19 protein-coding genes are annotated in these 17,729 nt (G+C 62.3%); 10 read left to right on the top strand and 9 right to left on the bottom strand.

Annotated elements, in window-relative coordinates; genetic code table 11:
- Position 1: 1 nt before the first annotated feature.
- The 4 genes from HY836_RS15730 to HY836_RS15715 all read right to left on the bottom strand — a co-directional run bounded on the left by HY836_RS15730 (position 2) and on the right by HY836_RS15715 (position 6,258).
- Positions 2–3,103: a PAS domain S-box protein gene (locus HY836_RS15730; protein ID WP_290677808.1), complete on the bottom strand. Its 3,102-nt coding sequence runs from the start codon at positions 3,101–3,103 to the stop codon at positions 2–4.
- A complete protein-coding gene (locus tag HY836_RS15725; RefSeq protein WP_290677806.1) occupies positions 3,096–4,238 on the bottom strand; it encodes a response regulator in 1,143 nt (380 codons plus the stop codon). Before HY836_RS15725 ends, HY836_RS15730 begins: the two co-directional genes overlap by 8 nt.
- A gap of 184 nt (positions 4,239–4,422) precedes the next feature.
- Complete coding sequence (locus HY836_RS15720) at positions 4,423–5,082, bottom strand: dienelactone hydrolase family protein (protein WP_290677900.1); 660 nt, start codon at positions 5,080–5,082, stop codon at positions 4,423–4,425.
- 42 nt (positions 5,083–5,124) lie between these two features.
- Positions 5,125–6,258, bottom strand: a complete 1,134-nt coding sequence (locus HY836_RS15715; protein WP_290677804.1) for an AIR synthase-related protein — start codon at positions 6,256–6,258, stop codon at positions 5,125–5,127.
- An 87-nt stretch (positions 6,259–6,345) separates the two neighbouring features.
- Here HY836_RS15715 and HY836_RS15710 point away from each other — a divergent pair, with 87 nt between their 5' ends.
- Positions 6,346–6,708 (top strand): DMT family protein, encoded by a 363-nt coding sequence (locus HY836_RS15710; protein WP_290677802.1) that lies wholly within the window; start codon positions 6,346–6,348, stop codon positions 6,706–6,708.
- 42 nt (positions 6,709–6,750) lie between these two features.
- Here HY836_RS15710 and HY836_RS15705 read toward each other — a convergent pair whose 3' ends face one another.
- Positions 6,751–7,221, bottom strand: a complete 471-nt coding sequence (locus HY836_RS15705; protein WP_290677799.1) for a hypothetical protein — start codon at positions 7,219–7,221, stop codon at positions 6,751–6,753.
- Between the two features lie 245 nt (positions 7,222–7,466).
- Here HY836_RS15705 and rpsP point away from each other — a divergent pair, with 245 nt between their 5' ends.
- The 6 genes from rpsP to HY836_RS15675 all read left to right on the top strand — a co-directional run bounded on the left by rpsP (position 7,467) and on the right by HY836_RS15675 (position 11,652).
- Positions 7,467–7,727, top strand: a complete 261-nt coding sequence (gene rpsP, locus HY836_RS15700; RefSeq protein ID WP_290677796.1) for a 30S ribosomal protein S16 — start codon at positions 7,467–7,469, stop codon at positions 7,725–7,727.
- Between the two features lie 13 nt (positions 7,728–7,740).
- Entirely contained in the window at positions 7,741–8,421 is a 681-nt protein-coding gene (gene rimM / locus HY836_RS15695; RefSeq protein WP_290677793.1) for a ribosome maturation factor RimM, read from the top strand.
- Positions 8,422–8,451: 30 nt separating this feature from the next.
- A complete protein-coding gene (trmD, locus tag HY836_RS15690; protein ID WP_290677790.1) occupies positions 8,452–9,240 on the top strand; it encodes a tRNA (guanosine(37)-N1)-methyltransferase TrmD in 789 nt (262 codons plus the stop codon).
- Positions 9,241–9,363: 123 nt separating this feature from the next.
- Positions 9,364–9,720, top strand: coding sequence for a 50S ribosomal protein L19 (gene rplS / locus HY836_RS15685; RefSeq protein WP_035043354.1), 357 nt, complete (start codon positions 9,364–9,366; stop codon positions 9,718–9,720).
- Between the two features lie 188 nt (positions 9,721–9,908).
- Positions 9,909–10,601 carry a CoA pyrophosphatase gene (locus tag HY836_RS15680; RefSeq protein ID WP_290677782.1) on the top strand — a complete coding sequence of 231 codons (693 nt, stop codon included), beginning with the start codon at positions 9,909–9,911 and terminating at the stop codon, positions 10,599–10,601.
- 55 nt (positions 10,602–10,656) lie between these two features.
- Complete coding sequence (locus tag HY836_RS15675) at positions 10,657–11,652, top strand: CobD/CbiB family protein (RefSeq protein ID WP_290677779.1); 996 nt, start codon at positions 10,657–10,659, stop codon at positions 11,650–11,652.
- A 23-nt stretch (positions 11,653–11,675) separates the two neighbouring features.
- Here HY836_RS15675 and HY836_RS15670 read toward each other — a convergent pair whose 3' ends face one another.
- Together HY836_RS15670 and HY836_RS15665 are read right to left on the bottom strand one after the other, a co-directional pair.
- Positions 11,676–12,077 carry a PaaI family thioesterase gene (locus tag HY836_RS15670; protein WP_290677898.1) on the bottom strand — a complete coding sequence of 134 codons (402 nt, stop codon included), beginning with the start codon at positions 12,075–12,077 and terminating at the stop codon, positions 11,676–11,678.
- 11 nt (positions 12,078–12,088) lie between these two features.
- Positions 12,089–12,529 carry a hotdog fold domain-containing protein gene (locus tag HY836_RS15665; RefSeq protein WP_290644011.1) on the bottom strand — a complete coding sequence of 147 codons (441 nt, stop codon included), beginning with the start codon at positions 12,527–12,529 and terminating at the stop codon, positions 12,089–12,091.
- Between the two features lie 86 nt (positions 12,530–12,615).
- On the opposite strand from HY836_RS15665, the gene HY836_RS15660 reads away from it, so the two are divergent.
- Positions 12,616–13,302, top strand: coding sequence for a TetR/AcrR family transcriptional regulator (locus HY836_RS15660; RefSeq protein ID WP_290677776.1), 687 nt, complete (start codon positions 12,616–12,618; stop codon positions 13,300–13,302).
- Positions 13,303–13,349: 47 nt separating this feature from the next.
- Here HY836_RS15660 and kstD read toward each other — a convergent pair whose 3' ends face one another.
- On the bottom strand, positions 13,350–15,104 hold the full coding sequence (gene kstD, locus HY836_RS15655; RefSeq protein WP_290677773.1) for a 3-oxosteroid 1-dehydrogenase: 1,755 nt from the start codon (positions 15,102–15,104) through the stop codon (positions 13,350–13,352).
- Positions 15,105–15,230: 126 nt separating this feature from the next.
- On the opposite strand from kstD, the gene HY836_RS15650 reads away from it, so the two are divergent.
- Complete coding sequence (locus tag HY836_RS15650) at positions 15,231–16,268, top strand: nitronate monooxygenase (protein ID WP_290677770.1); 1,038 nt, start codon at positions 15,231–15,233, stop codon at positions 16,266–16,268.
- A gap of 98 nt (positions 16,269–16,366) precedes the next feature.
- Complete coding sequence (locus tag HY836_RS15645; protein WP_290677767.1) at positions 16,367–17,395, top strand: peptidylprolyl isomerase; 1,029 nt, start codon at positions 16,367–16,369, stop codon at positions 17,393–17,395.
- Positions 17,396–17,420: 25 nt separating this feature from the next.
- On the opposite strand, the gene HY836_RS15640 is transcribed toward HY836_RS15645, so the two are convergent.
- On the bottom strand, positions 17,421–17,684 hold the full coding sequence (locus tag HY836_RS15640; RefSeq protein ID WP_290677764.1) for a hypothetical protein: 264 nt from the start codon (positions 17,682–17,684) through the stop codon (positions 17,421–17,423).
- Positions 17,685–17,729: the final 45 nt, after the last annotated feature.

The following is a 17,729-nucleotide window of genomic DNA, read 5'->3' as shown; positions in this document are numbered from 1 at the left end:
TTCAGGCCGGGACCTGTTCGGCCAGCCACCGTTTCAGCAGGGTGATGTGCTGTTGCAGGGCTGTGTTGAGCGTCATCAGCGTGCGGCTGACCAGGGGCGTGTCTTGCGCAATGAGGGCGTTTTCCAGGTCGCCGGCATGGCGCGACAGCACTTCCAGTCCCAGGTTGGCCGAAGTGCCCTTGAGCATGTGGGCCACGCGCCTGGCCTGATCGGGGTCTTCAGAGAGCAATTGCTGGCAACGGCTCACAAAATCCGCTTGTTCTTCACTGAATCGCGTGATCAGCTTGCGCAGCAGCGCGTCTTTACCACCGCAACGCTTCAGGGCGCCGGCCATGTCTAGCGCGGCCTCTCCGGGGTCCGCTTCGGGTGGCATATCAGCCTGGCGTGTTACTTGTGCGCTGCTGGAGGCTTCTTCCCGTTGCACGGGCGGTACGGGTGGCGGCTCCGCAACAGGCGCTTTGGGTGTGCTGCGGCTGTGTCGCAGGATCAGGCGGATCATGTCGTCGGCGTCAAAGGGCTTGGCCAGGTGGCCGACCATGCCCGCGTCCGTGCAGCGTTGTCGTTCTTCGGCCATGGCGTGGGCCGTCAAGGCCACGATGGGCAATTCAGGCTCGCGCATCAGCAGCAGTTCGGTGGCCTGCAAGCCGTTCATCACGGGCATCTGCACGTCCATCAGCACAATGTCGAAATAGCCTGCACCTTGTTCCTTGTGGATCTGCAGGGCCTGCTTGCCGTTCTCAGCGCAATGAACTTCTGCCTCCTGCTGGGTCAGCAGGCCCAGCAGTATCTCGCGGTTGATGTCCACATCATCGGCGGCGAGGATGCGCAAGCCGGACAGGCGAGGCGTATCGATGTCGGCGCTGGCCGGCGAGGTCAGGCCCTCATCGGGATGAGGCAGGCTGGTCGCATCGGCTTCTTCCAGCGGCAGCACGAGGGTGAAGGTCGAGCCCTCTCCCAGGGCGCTGTTGAGTGTGATGTCGCCACCCATCAACAAGGCGAGCTTTCGGCTGATGCTCAGGCCCAGGCCGGTGCCACCAAAGCGGCGCGATGTGGAACCATCTGCCTGCTCGAAAGGTGAGAACACCCGCTCCTGCGCCTCGTGGTGCATGCCGATGCCGGAGTCCTTGATGGCGAAGTACAGCTTGCCGTGGCTGGCCGACAGGGTGAGCGTCACGCCACCTTTTTCGGTGAATTTGACGCCATTGCTCAGCAGGTTGATCAGGATCTGACGAATGCGCAGCGGGTCGCCGATCACGGCGGGTGGCACGCCTTCGCACTGGAAATCGAGACTCAGGCTCTTGGTCGATGCGCGTTCTTCCACCATGGCCACGGCATCCTCGGCCAGTTGACGCGGATCCAGTGCGCACTTTTCGATGGTGAGCTTGCCCGCATCGATCTTGGAGAAATCGAGGATGTCATTGATCACGCCCAGCAGGTGGCGCCCCGATCGGGTGATGCGCTCCAGAATCTGTTGAACCTGAGGATCACCAGGCGGGCATTTCTGGCCGACCTGGGCCAGGCCCAGCACGCCATGCAGCGGGGTGCGGATTTCATGGCTCATGTTGGCGAGGAACTCGGTCTTGACCCTTGCCAGTCGCTCGGCCTCTGTCTTGGCGTCGACCAGCTCGCGCTGCATGGTCTTCTGATCGGTGATGTCCACGGCCAGGGTGAGGATGGCCTCGGGCTGCCCAAAGGCATCGAGCAAGGGTACTTTGGTCACGAGATGATCGCGGCGACTGCCGTCGCGGCGCATGCGGGAGTTCTCGTAGCGGACCATGTCCGTGCCATTGAGCAGATTGTGATCGTGCTCGCGGATCTGCTCGGCCATGGCGGGCGGGAAGAGCTCGTCAGCCGTGTTGCCCAGCAGCAGCTCCTTGCTCAGACCAGAGGCTTCCTCGAAGACCTTGTTGCTGAGCTGGTAACGGCCTTGTCGGTCCTTGATCGTCAGGCTCACAGGCAAGGCCTCGATCACGGTTTCCAGTCGATGTTGCTGGACCAGCACTTCTGCGGTGCGGGCCTTGACCTGTTCTTCCAGGTGTGCACGGTGATCAATCAGCGCTTGTTCGGCTTCCAGGCGTTTGGTGATGTCATGCCCAAACGCCACGACGTAGGATTGGTCGTCAATCGTGATGGTGTCGAGCTTGACGGACCACCAGATGAATTCGCCATCTTTTTTGACGGTACGCCATTGCAATTCCAGTGCGCCGTGGTCTCGCGTGGCGTGGATGTACTCCAGAAATGTGGTCTGGGTGTAAGGGTCTTCAGTGAACAGGTGATGGCGTCCAATGTCCTTGGTGCGTTTGGCGCCATGGGCCTGCAGGGCGTGATGGTTCACATAGTGAAGTCGCCCCGTGTCCTTGTCGAAGATCAGCACGGCCATGGGCGCGTGGTCCAGCAAGGTGGCCAGGCGCTGCTTGCTGTCGACCAGCTCTCGCTGCGTCTTCTCCTGCATCTCGACCTTGTCCTGCAGGTCCTGGCGGGCCTTGTCGATCGTGGCCATGGCGTTCCAGAACAGGCGGCTGAAATGCGTGATGGTCGAGTCGATCACCATGAAGACGATGATCAGCACAACGGCATACGATGCCACGGGCGGGGTGTTGGTGGGGCCTATGCCGGGGATAAAGCCATACCATTGCGCGGCGAGCAAGGCCAGCACGCAGCCAACGGAGAGCCGTGTTACCAGAACACCCACTTTGGGGCCGTGCACGTAGCCCATCACCACGATGAGCGCAGCGGGTACAGCCCCAGCCGAAGACGAGATGCCCGTGCCCAATGCCAGAGCCAGCCCGTAATTCACGATCATGGTGAAGATCGCGAAAGCGGTGGCGGCGACCCTGGGGCCCCAGCGCTGGTTGATCAGCATGGCCGCGATGGCCAGGACCGCAAACAGAGCGCCACTGGCCATCCGCAAATGACGGATGTGTGGCTCCTGATTGGGCATCAGGCTCAGGCCGATCGCCAGCATCACACCGCCAGCCGCGCCGATGCGCATCGTCATGTTGACGTTGCGCAGGATGGACTGGTCAATCTGCTGGCGAACGGTCTCCAGCGTCAGGGGCTCATCGGTCCCTTTGACTGCTTTCAATCTGGCTTGCTCAGCCATTGAGGCGTTCAATCAACTTGTTGAGGTGGGCTTCGATCTGGTTGCTGTGATCGAAGACGCCCATGGCTTCGCTGATGTAGCGCTTGAGCGTGTTGGACAGGTGCTCCTCCTGCGACTCTGACAGGCCGAGGTGGATGAACGAGTGCTCTACTTCTGTATGCATGCGCTGGAACACCTGGCCCATGTGCATGCGGTTGGCATGTTGCTGGGCCGAGATGTCCACCAGGGCCTCACGCGTGACCGCCACAAGCTTCTGTGTGTGTTCGAAACTGGACTTCTCCAGTTCCACATCCAGTGCGCGCATGCGCGAGACGATTCCCTCAGCCATCAAGGCCACGTTGTCGCGCACCCGTGCCAGACGATCGAGTTCATCTTGAGGGTATTGGCCGGTTTGCGGATTCATGGGCAGGTTGCGCACCAGCATCAGCACGTTGCCGTAGTTGAAGCTGGTGTTGTCGCCCACGGCCTGGATCTTCGGGCCGCTGCTCTTTTCAATGTGGTCGAGTATGGAGTTGCCCAGAGCCGTGCATTCGCCTTGGCCGGAGCGGGAGGCCACGCCCTGGCGGCCCATCAGTCGCAGCGAGCCCTCAAAGCCCATTTTGCTCAATGCGCCAAAGAAGGCGTTGGCAACGTCGGTGTAGTTGTAGCAGTTGCTCAGTTGCCGTTGAAGGTCAAGCACGACACCCACTTCGCCATACATGTTGGCGGTGGTCAGTACCGTGTTCATGGCCTCTTCGAACTGGCTGTTGAGGTACTGGTTGCGAACCCGTTGCTCTACGGCGAGATCGATCTTGGTCGTCAGTTCGATGACATCGAAGGGTTTGGTCAGGTAGTCGGTGCCCCCTACTCGGTAGCCACGCAAGCGTTCTTCGATGTTGACGCGGGCCGACAGAAACAACACAGGGATGTCTGCCGTACCACTGTCCGACTTGAGTGCCGTGCAAGTGGCATAGCCATCCATCTCGGGCATGTCGACGTCGAGCACGATCAGATCGAAAGCCTCCTTGTGCGCTTTGTCGATGGCTTCTCTGCCACTGTGCGCCAGGGTGACCTGGTAACGATCCTGTAATGCCGCTTCGAGCATCTCCAGGGTCATGTCATCGTCGTCCGTGATCAGTACGCGAGCCTGAGCCATTGTTCGTCCCTTGATGTGCCAGGCGACTCACTGATTGCGGCTGATGCAAAACTGGCAGCCCGGGGCGCCTGATCCCCGAGGAGGAGATCGACAGGCCCTTGGAAAAATTGAGGTTGAAAATGCGCGGCCTGCCCCCACTTCTCAGCGAGGTTGGAACTATTTCACGCTGATTTCACGTGCAGCTTCAGGTCAGCAAGTGCTGCTTCAGAAACGTGACGGAGCGATCCCAGGCTTGCTGGGCGCGAACTGCGTCATAGACCTCGGGGCGAGTCTGATTGACGAAGGCGTGTTGGGCCTTGTAGCGGTGGAGGTCAGGGTGCTGGCCGGCTTCTGTCATGGCAGCCTCCAGCTTGTCGACTGCAGCCGGCGTGCACCAGTCATCTTCACTGGCAAAGTGCCCCTGAAGCGGGATGCGGATCTGCGCCGGATCGGCAAATCGAGCGGGCGGGATGCCGTAGAAGCACACCGCAGCCGACAGGCCCGGCACATGTACCGCACTGGCCACGGTGAGCGCGCCGCCCATGCAGAAGCCCATCACGCCGACATTGCTGCCGCGCTGCGCCAAGTACTGCGCGGCACCACGCAAGTCCTGGTGGGTGGCGTCGGCAAAGTCCAGGCCGCTCATCATGTGGCTGGCTTCGTCTGCGGTGCTGGCCAGGCGGCCTCGGTACAAATCTGGTGCCAGGGCCGTGATCCCGTCGGCGGCCATGCGATCCACCAGAGAGCGGATGTGGTCATTGAGGCCCCACCACTCCTGGATGAGGATCACGCTGGGGCGGTTCGGGCCAGCGTCGGCCAGATACCCTCGTGTCTGGCCGCCGTCGGGGCGCTGGAAGGTGATCATCTGGCCCATGCCGGCTCCTGGCCTGGTTGCGTTGCGTCAGGCTCAGCGCAGTTGCAGTTCGTCGGCGCCGTAGACCACGTTCAAGGGCTCGATCACGACCTGCTTGGGGCCGGCTTCCACACGGCCGGCAACCAGGGCGGGAATGCCCAGACCTTGTGCGATCTCGACCACGCGCTGCGCGTCGCCGGCGGCCACGTACAGGGCAAAGCCGGCACCCATGTTCAGCGTGCCGTAGGCCTCGTGGTCATCCAGGCCGCACTCCTTCTGCATGAAGGCCAGCACAGGCGTTTTGTCGGGCAGGGCAGTGATGCGGTAGGTCAGGGCCTTGGGGTGACGCAGCAGCTTGCGCCAGCCGTGGCCGGTCACATTGGCGCAGTAATGCGGGTTGATGCCGGCGGCCGCCAGGGCTTCGGTCACGGGCGAGTACAGCGTGGTCGGGGCCAGCAGGGCTTCGCCATAAGTCTGGCCATTGCCGATATCGGTCAGGTAGCCCTTGGGCAGGCGCTCGGCCAGCTTGCGTGCCAGCGACAGGCCATTGGCGTGGATGCCGCTCGATGCCAGCAGCACGATGGCATCACCGGCTTCCATGTTGTCGCCCACGGACAGGCGGGTCTTGGGGCTGATGATGCCGGTGCACGAGGCAGCCAGGTCCACGCGGCCATCGGCCACGATGCCGGCCAGGGCGGGCGTTTCGCCGCCACCCCAGGCCACATTGCAGACCTCGCAGGCCTTTTTCCAGCCGGCCACCAGGGCGTTGGCGCGGATCTTGTCGCCGAACCAGTCGGAGCCACCTGCGGCCCAGTAGGCCTGCACAACCAGGGGCGTGGCGCCTACGGTGATCAGGTCGTTGACGGCCATGGCGATGGTGTCTTGCGCGATGCTGTCGTAGTAGCTCTTGCCGGTCAGCGTGGCCATTTCATCGGCCACGAGCGTCTTGGTGCCCAGGCATTCCACGATGGAGGCCAGGTACATCGGGCCCACGTCCACCACGTAGGCGGATTCGCCACGCGAAGCCAGCACTTCCGAGAAACCATGGCTGGCCAGGTTGGCGCCGGTTTCAGCGGCGGCACGTTGCGCCGCGACCTTCAACGGGTCGATCAGGTCATAGTTGACACCGGCCTGGTCGTAGGTGAGGGGTGCGTTCGTGCCGTTGTTGGAGCTGGTGGGCGTGGTCATGGGCGGGCAAAGAGCTGTGTGTTCGGGAAAACCGCGATTATCCCGTACCCGAGCGGCCTGTGGGTCAATTTGCATAGACTGCGGGGCATGAACAGCTTCATCCAGTCCATTCCGGTGCCGCTGCAGTCCGCGCTGCTGCTGGTCATGTCCAATGTGTTCATGACCTTTGCCTGGTATGGGCACCTCAAGAACATGGCCAGCAAGCCCTGGTTCTTCGCGGCGATCGTGAGTTGGGGCATTGCCCTGTTCGAATACCTGCTGCAGGTGCCGGCCAACCGGATTGGCGCCCAGCAGATGACGGTGGGCCAGCTCAAGGTGATGCAGGAGGTGATCTCCCTGAGCGTGTTCGTGCCTTTTGCCGTGTTCTACCTGGGGCAACCCTTCAAGCTGGACTACATCTGGGCGGCGCTGTGCCTGGTCGGGGCAGCGTATTTCATGTTCCGCGCCTGAGTCTCGGCTTTCATCAGGCGAAAGGCGCGGGGTTGGCTGGCTTCATTGGCTGATCTTGCGCGCCTCTTCGATCTGGTATTCGAAATAGCGTTGGCCGGAAAACGCGATCGTGGACATCAGCACCGTGGCGCCCAGCATCAACGCCAGGGCCGCGCCGATCACGGCAAACCAGCCACTGGCTGGCGCAGACCCGGTGGATGTAGCCAGTTGCGGATTGAAGCGCGCATGCCATTTCTCGTCGGGCGTCAGGCCGTAGAGGATGGCTTGCAGCATCGTGTAGGCCACCATGAAGCCCAGCACGGGGATCAGCAGCCACGAAAGTTGGTCGTCCTGCCCGAACTCGAAGACCCGGTTGAGACCCCAGGCGCCCACCAACGTTGGCACAGCGTGCAGCCAGCCCCAGAGGTCGCCCAGGCCGTAGAGGTAGAAGCGGTGCCCGCCGACCGGGCCTGTCAGCAGGGCTACCCAGGTGGCCAGGGTTTTGGACTTGTAGCCAGTGGTGGTGGATGTCATGGATAGGTTTTCACACAGTGGCGTTGAACCAGACTATAATGCGCGGTTTCGTGGCTCGAGTTGGGTGTTACCCAGGCGGCGGTTTTGACTGGCAGCCTAGGGCGCATCTGGCGCGTATCTAAACGGTTCACGAAAAAACATTTACCTGGTCGGACAGTCTTTTTTTGCGTCTGACCGACCAATGGCCGCCGGCCCCCGAGTGTCTCCCGGGAAAGGCAGCCGCCCAACCAATTGAAGGACACATCATGGTCGTGATTCGACTCTCTCGCGGTGGCTCCAAGAAGCGCCCTTTCTACAACATCGTTGTGGCTGAGCAAAAGAACCGCCGTGACGGCCGTTTCCTGGAGCGCGTGGGTTTCTACAACCCCCTGGCTTCCGGCAATGCCGAAACCCTGCGCCTGTCGCTGGACCGTCTGAACCACTGGGTCAGCAACGGTGCTCAGCCTTCCGAAGCCGTGACCCGTCTGGTTCGCGACGCCAAGGCCAAGGCCGCCCCTGCTGCCTGAGCTTGACGACTGCATGAACGATCGCGCCGAGACCTACGCCCCTGTTCTGGACGACGGTGTCGTCTGGCCTGCAGACGCGGTAGAGGTCGGGCGCATCGTTGACGCCTGGGGTGTGAAGGGCGGGATCAAGGTCCAGCCTTTCTCCTCCGATCCTCAGGCGCTCTTTTGTACCAAGAAATGGTTTTTGCGCCCGGGCGATACGCCTTCGGGTGCTTTGCCGCGTCCGTCCGCCGCCAAAAGTGCAGCCAATGCTGCCGCGCCGGCTGCCAAGCCTGCTGCCGCCCCCAAGGGTGTGGCGCGCCTGGCCAAGCCGCGTTTCCTGCAGGTCAAGCAGGCGCGTGATCAGGGCGACGTGGTGGTGGCCACAGCCGAAGGGCTGGATGACCGCAATGCCGCCGAGGCGCTCAAGGGTGCCCGGGTTTACGTGTCGCGCTCGGCCTTCCCGACGCCCGACGAAGACGAGTTCTACTGGGTCGACCTGATCGGCCTGGACGTGGTCAACAAAGAGGGCGAAGCCCTGGGCAAGGTGGTCGATCTGCTCGACACCGGCCCCAACAGCGTGCTGCGCTGCGAAGGCGAAGCCGGCGAAGATGGCAAGCCCGTCGAGCGCCTGATCCCCTTCGTGTCGGCCTTCATTGTCAGTGTCAGCCTGGCTGATCGGCGCATCGTGGCCGATTGGGGCCTGGACTACTGATTCTCCACCTACCTTGAACGGAGGGCCGAGATGGCCGTTCGCTTCGACGTCATCACCCTGTTTCCCGAGTTGTTCGCCCCGTTTCAGAACGTGGGTGTGACGCGCCGCGCGTTCGAAACCGGCCTGGTTGACGTGCGCCTGTGGCCGCTGCGCGATCACGCCGAGGGCGTTTACCGCCGGGTGGACGACCGTCCCTTTGGTGGTGGCCCCGGCATGGTGATGCTGGTGGAGCCGCTGGTGCGCTGTTTGTCGGCGATTCGGTCTGATCAACAGGCTGCTGGTGGCGAACGCCTGCCGGTGGTGCTGTTCAGCCCGGCCGGCAAGCCCTTGACGCAACAGCGCGTGCAGCAACTGGCCCAGGGGGCGGGGGCGGTGCTGCTGTGCGGCCGCTACGAAGGCATCGACCAGCGCTTCATCGATGCCCACGTGGATGAGGAAATTTCCATGGGCGATTACGTCCTCTCCGGTGGCGAGCTGCCGGCGCTGACTTTGATCGATGCGGTTACCCGTCTGCAACCCGGTGTGTTGCACGATGCGGCTTCCCACGAGCAGGATAGTTTTTCCGACGGCTTGCTGGACTGCCCGCACTACAGCCGCCCCGAGGTGCTGAGCCTGCCCGAGCAGGGTGATCTGGCCAGCGTGGAAGCGGCCGTGCCGCCTGTGCTGATGTCGGGCCATCACGCCCACATTGCCCGCTGGCGCCGGGAGCAGCAACTGGCCATCACGGCGCGTCGTCGCCCCGAATTGATCGAGGCGGCCAGGGCGCGAGGTGAATTGTCCAAACAAGACGAACACTTTTTGTCCCAACTCGCGCTATAATCTGCGGTTTTCCGATCCTCTACCCGGCCTATGCCCCTTTTGGGGTGCCGAGCAAGCTGGTTTAGTTCAGTGCGCACGGCGATCAATTTTTCTGGCGCGGGCAAGATCATTTAGGAGCCTTTGATGTCCAACATCATTCAACAGCTCGAGCAAGAAGAAATTGCTCGTCTGAACAAGACCATTCCTTCTTTCGCCCCTGGCGACACCGTGATCGTGTCCGTCAACGTGGTGGAAGGTACCCGCAAGCGCGTCCAGGCCTACGAAGGTGTGGTGATCGCCAAGCGTAACCGCGGCCTGAACTCCAGCTTCATCGTGCGCAAGATCTCGAGCGGCGAAGGCGTGGAACGTACGTTCCAGCTGTACAGCCCCCTGATCGCTGGCATCGAAGTCAAGCGTCGCGGTGATGTGCGTCGCGCCAAGCTGTACTACCTGCGTCAGCGTTCCGGCAAGTCGGCACGTATCAAAGAAAAGCTCGCCTGAGCGTAGCTCAGCCGTGGCGGCAAGCCACGGTGTACTGCGAAGCAGTACAAGCGAGGTTTCGACGAGCCACAGGCGAGTCAAAAGCTGGCCTGCTGCCAAAGCCTCTCTCAGCACAGACGTCCCCTCAGGACGCTCAACCCAAAGCCGCCCGTTGCGCAAGCTCCGGCGGCTTTTGTTATGGTGTCGCCATGGCATTCACGATCGATCCCCGTGTGGCCGAGCTCCTGGGCCACGACGCCCACCTGCCGGCCGTTGATCCGCAACGTTTCACGCGGGCCTCGCTGGCACAGCGCTTTCAGCAGCCGCCCATCTGGCAACCCGATGTCGAAGTGGAGAAGTGGTACCGATCGCCGAACCCGGTGGCCGCCTCCGTGCTGGTGCCCTTGGTCATGCGCGATGAGCCCAGCGTATTGCTGACGCAGCGCACCTCGCATCTCAAGAAACACGCCGGGCAGATCAGTTTTCCCGGTGGTCGCAGCGAGCCCACCGATCCGGATGCCGTTTCCACTGCCTTGCGCGAGGCGCAGGAAGAAGTGGGGCTCGACCCGGGGCGCGTGGATGTGCTGGGCACCTTGCCCACCTACACCACGGGCACGGGCTTCGTGGTCACCCCCGTGGTGGGTTTGATCGTGCCGCAAGCCAGCGAGGGCGATCGCCTGATCTTGCAAGCCGATCCGAGCGAGGTGGACGAGATCTTCGAGGTGCCCTTGCACTTCCTGATGGACCCTCGCTATCACGAGCGACGCGCCTTCGATGTGTCCGGCACGCGCCTGGAGTTCTTCTCCATGCCCTGGACGTCGCACGCCAACGACAAGGAGTACTTCATCTGGGGTGCCACCGCCGCGATGTTGCGAAATTTATACCGCTTCCTGTCTGCCTGAAACTTGGCCACCTTTACCGGCCTTTGCAGGGCAGGGCGGGGGCTATGATCTGTCCATGAGCTTTTTTGCCGTGCTCTTCGCCTTGCTGGCGGAGCAGCTCAAGCCTCTGTCGAACCTCAATCCCATCCATCATGGTCTGACTGGCTGGGTGCGTTGGGTCGGGCGCAATTTTGATGCAGGTGAAGACATGCACGCCCGCATCGTCTGGGCGGTCACGGTGGTGGCGCCAGCGGCGATGATCGCCGGCCTCTATGTGCTCACCAATCGCTACAGCACGGTGATGGCTTTGGGCATGGATGTCGCTATCCTGTACCTGACCCTGGGGTTCAGGCAGTTCAGCCACCATTTCACAGGCATCCGCGATGCGCTGGAAGCTGGCCGTGAAGACCGCGCCCGCGAGTTACTGGCCCATTGGCAGAACCTGGATGCCAGCGAGTTGCCGCGCACCGAGATCCTGCGCCATGTGCTGGAGTACTCGTTGCTGGCCGCGCACCGCCATGTGTTTGGCGTGTTCTTCTGGTTTGTGGCGCTTTCGTCACTGGGGCTGGGGCCTGCGGGTGCCGTGCTGTACCGCATGGCCGAGTTTGCCAGCCGTTATTGGTCGTACCGCAGCCAGGTCACAGGCGTGTCGACCCATGATCGCCTGATGGGCCTGTCGCAGACCCTGTTCTCGCTGGTGGACCATGTCCCAGCCCGGCTGACGGCATTCGGCTTTGCCGTGGTCGGCAACTTCGAGGATGCGGTGGATGCCTGGCGCCGTCACGCGGTGCTGTGGGTGCGCCCCAATGAAGGCACGATCCTGTCGGCGGCTTCGGGTGCCCTGGGTGTGCGACTAGGTGGCCAGGTTGCACCTTCATCCGACGATGGCAAGGACGTCAGCCGCACCTTGACGCAAGGCGATGCGCCCGACGTGATCGAGGCGCAAGGCAGCACCACCGGTGCCTTGCCCCAGATGGCCCATCTGCGCAGCGTGGTGGGCCTGATCTGGCGCTCGGTCGTGTTGTGGATGCTGCTGCTGGCCTTGCTGTCACTGGCCAACCTCATCGGCTGAGTCAATTCACCGGTCGCCGGGCTTCAACCAACCTTGGCGATCGTGCCTTGCGCCGTGGCGCACATCTTCTCGACGCCAGCCTCGTTCACGCAGAACACATCGCACCGGCAGGTGGCCGTGGTCTTGCCTGCATAGATGACGCTGGCGCGCGCGATCAACTGGCGACCCACGGCAGGGCGCAGGTAGTTGATCTTGTATTCGGCCGTCAGCACCGCAGGGCCGAGCTTGGCGCCGCCGGCAAAGGTCAGCGCGTTGTCAGCCAGATAGCTCAACACGCCGCCATGGGCAAAGCCGTTTTGCTGCTTCAACTCATCCCGCAGGGGCAGGTGCAACTCGACCTGTTCATCGTTGAAGGCGATGAGTTGCGTGCCCAGGAAGACGCTGAAGGGTTGCGAGGCCAATACCTGCTGGCCCATGGCGAGCATGTCGATCACGGTCAGGCGGCCTTCACGTTCATGGTGATGCGTGCGGCGAAGACCTTCTTGCCTTCGGTATCGAACACGTCCACCGGCACGACCTGGTCACCCGCTTGCGTCCAGTCGATGCTGCTGCCATCTGCCACGGCGCGGATGTCGGTCTTGACCTTGGCCAGGTACTCCACGCTCATGCCCTTGGGGATCCAGCGATAGCCCTCGGGGATGGACGCATCGGTCATGGTGCCGGCCACCAACTCGGCGGCGTTGCACAGCGCGATGGCGTGCATGGTGCCCAGGTGGTTGGTGACCTCGCGGCGCAGCGGCACGGTGGCTTCGGCATAGCCTGGGCGCAGGGTGGTCATGCTGGGCTGGATGGTGCTGAAGTAGGGCGCGATCTGGCAGATCATGTTGGTGAACTGTTCGGCGCCAACGCTGTTGAACATGTTGAGAACTTGGCTCATGGGGGCTCCTCGGTGTCCTGTCTCGGACTTGTTGATGACAAGCAGAATAATATTCTGGAATAATATTCGGTGTCAAATACAGGTTCATGAAAGCCGCCATGGACGCACCCAGCCAGTCCGCCTCACACAAAGCCAATTCAACCCCTGCCGGTGCCGGCCCCAAGGCCGTGCTGGAGCGTGCCTACCCAGGTGCCAGGGCCCAGCTCAAGCGGCGCATGCTCGCGGGGGCGCTCGCCTGCTTCAATGAACACGGTATCGAGCCCACGACCATCGAGATGATCTTGGCGCGTTGTGAAGCCAGCGTGGGCAACCTGTACCACCACTTCGGTAGCAAGGAAGGGCTGGTGGCGGCACTGTTCTTCTGTGCCTTGCAGGATCAAGGCGATCTGATTGATGCCGAGTTGGCCAAGGCGCAGACAATGCGCGAAGGCGTGGCAGCGCTGGTCTACAGCTATGTGGACTGGATCAGTGCGCAGCCCGAGCTGGCACGCTTGATGTTCCAGGCGCGCTCGGCGGTGTCCAAAGGGCCGCATGGGTCCGAGTTGCAGCAACGCAATCGACAACGTGCCAAGCTGGTGATGAGCTGGTTTGGCGAGCCGGGGCGTGCCGGGCGCATCAAGGACTGGCCGATGGAGCTGCTGCCGTCCCTGATCATCGGTGCAGCCGAGAACTACAGTCGCGCGTGGCTGTCCGGGCGGGTCAAGGCCACGCCGGCACAGCAACGCGAGAGGTTGGCGCAAGCCGCCTGGCTGAGCGTGGCGGCTTGCGATTGACCCTGCTGGGCTTTTCTGATCAGGCCTGGTGCCTCAAGCCTGGGTTCTCATGCCTGGTTATCGGCCAAGTCGTTGGCGGCGATGTAGCCGAAGGTCATGGCCGGGCCGATGGTGGAGCCGGCCCCGGGATAGGTGCGGCCCATCACCGATGCACTCACGTTGCCGGCAGCATACAGGCCCTGGATCACGCTGCCGTCGGTGCGCAGCACGCGGGCTCGGGCATCGGTGCGCAGGCCGCCCTTGGTGCCCAGATCGCCGGGCTTGACCTTGAAGGCGTAGAACGGCGCATAGCGCAGCGCGGCCAGACTGGAGCTGGGGCGCACGGCGGGGTCGGTGTAGTAGTGGTCGTACACACTGTCGCCGCGATGGAAGTCCAGATCCTTGCCCGCCTCGGCAAAGCCGTTGAAGCGCTGCACGGTGTTGCGCAGGGCGGCTGGCGGCACGCCCATCTTGGTGGCCAGGCCTTCCAGCGTCAGGTCCTTGACCACCGCGCCTGAATCGAACCATGCTTTGGGCAGAGGCAGGAAGGGCAGGGTCTCCTTGAACAGGTAGCGGTTGCGGAAGCGCTGGTCGACCACCATCCACGTGGTGATGTCCTTGCCCTCGGTGACCTGCTGGTACATGGTGTGCACGAAGTCGGTATAGGGTGATGCCTCGTTGAGGAAGCGCTTGCCTTGGCCGTTGACCATGATGCTGCCGGGCAAGGTGCGCTCGGCCAGCAGGAAGTAAGGGCCTTCGGGCAGCGGGATGATGGGGCCCCACCAGGCGTCGTCCATCAGGTCGAAAGCACCGCCGGCACGCTGACCTGCCAGATGGCCGTCACCGGTGTTGGTCTTGGTGCCCACCGTCCAGTCCGCGGTGATGGGGTGCTGCTGGTAGGCCAGGCGCATTTCCAGGTTGTGCTCGAAACCACCGGTGGCCATGACCACGCCCAGGCGAGCTTTCACCAGCGTGGGCGTGCCTTCCTTGTTGACCAGCGCGCCGGTGACGCGGCCACTGCCGTCCTGTTGCAGGTCGATCAAGGGGGCGTTGAGCCACACGGGCACGTTGGCATTGAGCAGTCCGGCGCGCAACCCAGCCGCCAGAGCTTGGCCCATGGTCAGCGGTGTTTCGCCTTTGAGGATGGCTTCAAGGTAACGCGCCACACAGTTGGCAGCGACCGCCGCCCCCTTGGCTGACACAGCTGCCAGGTTGAGCCACTTGTACTCGCCGCCAAAGATCACGATGCCGGGTGGCGTGGCCAGGTAGGGTGGGTTCAGGTTGGCCAGTTCCTTGCCCAGCAACTTGCCGTTGAACTGATCGGGCTCGATGGACGCGCCGTTGGGCATGCCGCCGGGCAGTTCGGGGTAGTAATCGGAATAGCCTGTCATCCAGCGGAAGCGCATCGGCGTATTGCGCAGGATGAAAGAGATCATCTCGGGGCCGTAGTGCAGGTAGGCCGCCTTGCGGTCTGCGGGCACGATGGGGCCCACCACCGCGTCCAGGTAGGTGGCCGCCTTTTCAGGGGTATCCGGCACACCCGCCTTTTGCAGCACCTCGTTGTTGCGGATCCAGATGCCGGCGCCAGAGCGGGCGGTGGAGCCACCAAACTTGGGGGCTTTTTCGATCACGACAGCCCGCAGGCCCCGCTTGGCCGCTGCCAGTGCTGCTGTCATGCCCGCCGCGCCTGAACCAATCACCACCACGTCGAACTCGACTTCTGCTGCGTGTGCTCTGGAGGTCATGCCACTCACCACGCTGGAGACCAGTGCAGCGGACGCGGCGCCCTGAAGAATCTGTCGACGATTGGGAGTTGCGGCCATGTATGTTCCTGAAAAATACGGTTTGGTTATCGGGCCATTCTCGGTTCAAATACGGGGGCTTCGGATGACAGGGAGGCCACCCATGTCGGTGGTGGGTAAACCTGGGCTGCGGCCTTTGGAGGCGCTATGACGGACAAACTGGCGGCATTGCGACGTGTTGGCGTTCGTTACCCGGTCATGCAGGCGGGTATGCCGGGCATTGCAGGGCCCAAACTGGCTGCCGCAGTCAGCCGTGCAGGTGGCATCGGCACGCTGGGCATCATGGACGCGTCCGAATGGGGTGTGGCCCTGGCCTTGACGCGTCGTTTGTGTGAAAGCCAACCCTTCAATGCCAATCTGCTGCTGCCTTTCACACGCCCCCGGCATGTGGATCTGATCATCTCCCATCAAGTGGCCATGGTGACCTTGTTCTGGGGGCGCGATCCGGCCTTGATTCGGCGGCTCAAGCAGGCGGGCATCTACACCTTTCAGCAAGTTGGCAGTGTGGAAGAGGCGCGCATGGCGCTTCAGGATGACGTGGATGCGCTGATTGTGCAGGGGCGGGAGGCTGGTGGGCATGTGCGGGGCACCAGCCTGCTCAAGTCGATTCTGGCGCCCATCGTCGATCAGGCAGGGCCCGTGCCTGTGTTTGCCGCGGGTGGCATGTACACGGCCGAAGACGCGCTGACTGCACGGCATCAAGGTGCCGCGGGCGTTTCAACCGGCACACGCTTTGTGGCCACGCACGAAAGCCAGGCACACGACCTGTACAAGAAGGCGCTGGTCAGGGCCGAGCACACCGTGCTCACCAATCTGTTTGGCATGAACTGGGCGGCGCCCCATCGTGTGCTGGATAACGAGGCCACGCGGCGTTGGTGTGACTCCCAAGGCCAGGCGCCCGCCTGGATCAGCCTGCTCTACAAGTTGACGGGTCTGACGCGGCGTTTCACGCCCATGAAGGCTGCGTTGGTGCAATGGCAGCGGCCTTATCTGCCCCTGTTTTCTGCGGCGGCGATGGAGGCGTCCATGCCGCCCCACATGCGTGACAGCACGGCTTTGTATGCGGGTGACGAGGTGGCGCGCATTCGATCTGTCATGTGGGCGGCCGATGTGGTGGCGGATCTGGCTTCCGCATTTGGCCCGATGAGTGCGACACAGCAAGGGTTGCAAGATCGCGCGGCTTGATCGTAGGGCATGCATGCCTGCTACTTGATCACGGGGTAGCCAGCGAGTTGCCATTCATTCATCATGGCAGCCTGTTTGCTGGACCCCATTTCACAAAAATGAAATCCACTGTTTTCGCGCGATCGATTCCGTTCGCGCTGGCGCTCTTGCTGGGAGGCTGCGCCGGATATGCCCATCGCGCTGATGTCAATGAAGTACCGACATTGAGAGATGCGTACCTGTATGGACGCCTTTATATGGATGCCCCCAAGGCATTCTTGGGTCTGGATGGGCATCAGACCATGGGTTTTGCTATCGAGTGTGATGACAAGTCACGTTATGTACTGCGCATGGACCGTGAAGACCCGATCATGGTCGTCAAGATTCGACCAGCTACATGCTCGTGGACAGAAGTGGTGTATTCCGACGGTGACGGCACCGTGCGTACGCGCAAACCAGCTCCACCGGACCTCTTCAAGCATGTGACCCTGAAGGGGGGGTACAGCTATTACCTTGGTGATTTCGATGGCGCTGTGACGACATCGATGGTCGGCACCACCGTCCGTACTCGCTGGAACCTCAAGGATGCCAAGGACAATTTTGAAGCGACGACCGTTGCAATGCAGTCGCGCTATCCCAAGCTGAAGGCCTTGCCTGTTGTGAACCGAGGTCTGGCCTATACAGATCTACCTTCTGATTCAACAGGCCCCGACATCCTCGAAGAGCAGATCAGAGCCGAATACGAGCGCTGGATCGCTACGTTGGACCGCACCGAGTACAAGGCCAGCCATATTCTGGTTGAAACGCGAGACCAGGCTGATGCAGCCTTGAAACGTGTGCAAGCCGGGGAGCCGTTTGCGACAGTGGCCAGAGCTGTTTCACGTGATCCCGGGTCAGCCGAGCAAGGTGGCGATCTTGGCTGGGCGGTCCCGACCAATTACGTGCCGCCTTTCGGTGAAGCTTTGAAGCGACTCAAACCCAATGACATGACTGCCGCACCAGTGAAGTCCCCGTTTGGCTGGCACGTCATCCTAGTGACCGATATGCGTTCTGTCGTGCCTCCGCCATATGAGCGGGTGAGGGAACGTATCGAGGCTCAGTTACGCAAGAAGGTTGCCAGTCAGACGCAACAGACTTCGGCCAAATAGGCCGGAATTGAGCTCGTGCACAACCTTACACGGCACGAGCCTTGGTCAACCAGTCACCCAGCGCGGCCACCATGTCGGCCTGGCTGAACGAGCAGCTTTCTTCCGTGAACAGCGCGGCACTTTCCAGCTGGTTGAGCACGCGCTCCAGCACGTCCACATAGCGTTGCGGCAGCGCCGGTTCATGCGACTGGGCAGCATCGCGCCAGGTGCGGGCCAGATCGTGCAGGCTCAGGTAGCCGAGCTTGAAATCATCCAGCGTGGCCGGCAGGGTCGAGAGGTGGTCGCTCATGGTGTTCAGGAAGGGGCGGTTGATCCGGGTAAAAGGTGCCGAGCG

Source organism: Aquabacterium sp. (genome assembly GCF_016234775.1).
GTDB lineage: Bacteria > Pseudomonadota > Gammaproteobacteria > Burkholderiales > Burkholderiaceae_C > Aquabacterium.
Note: the sequence above shows the minus strand (reverse complement) of the source record. Positions and strands in the feature narration are given on the sequence as shown.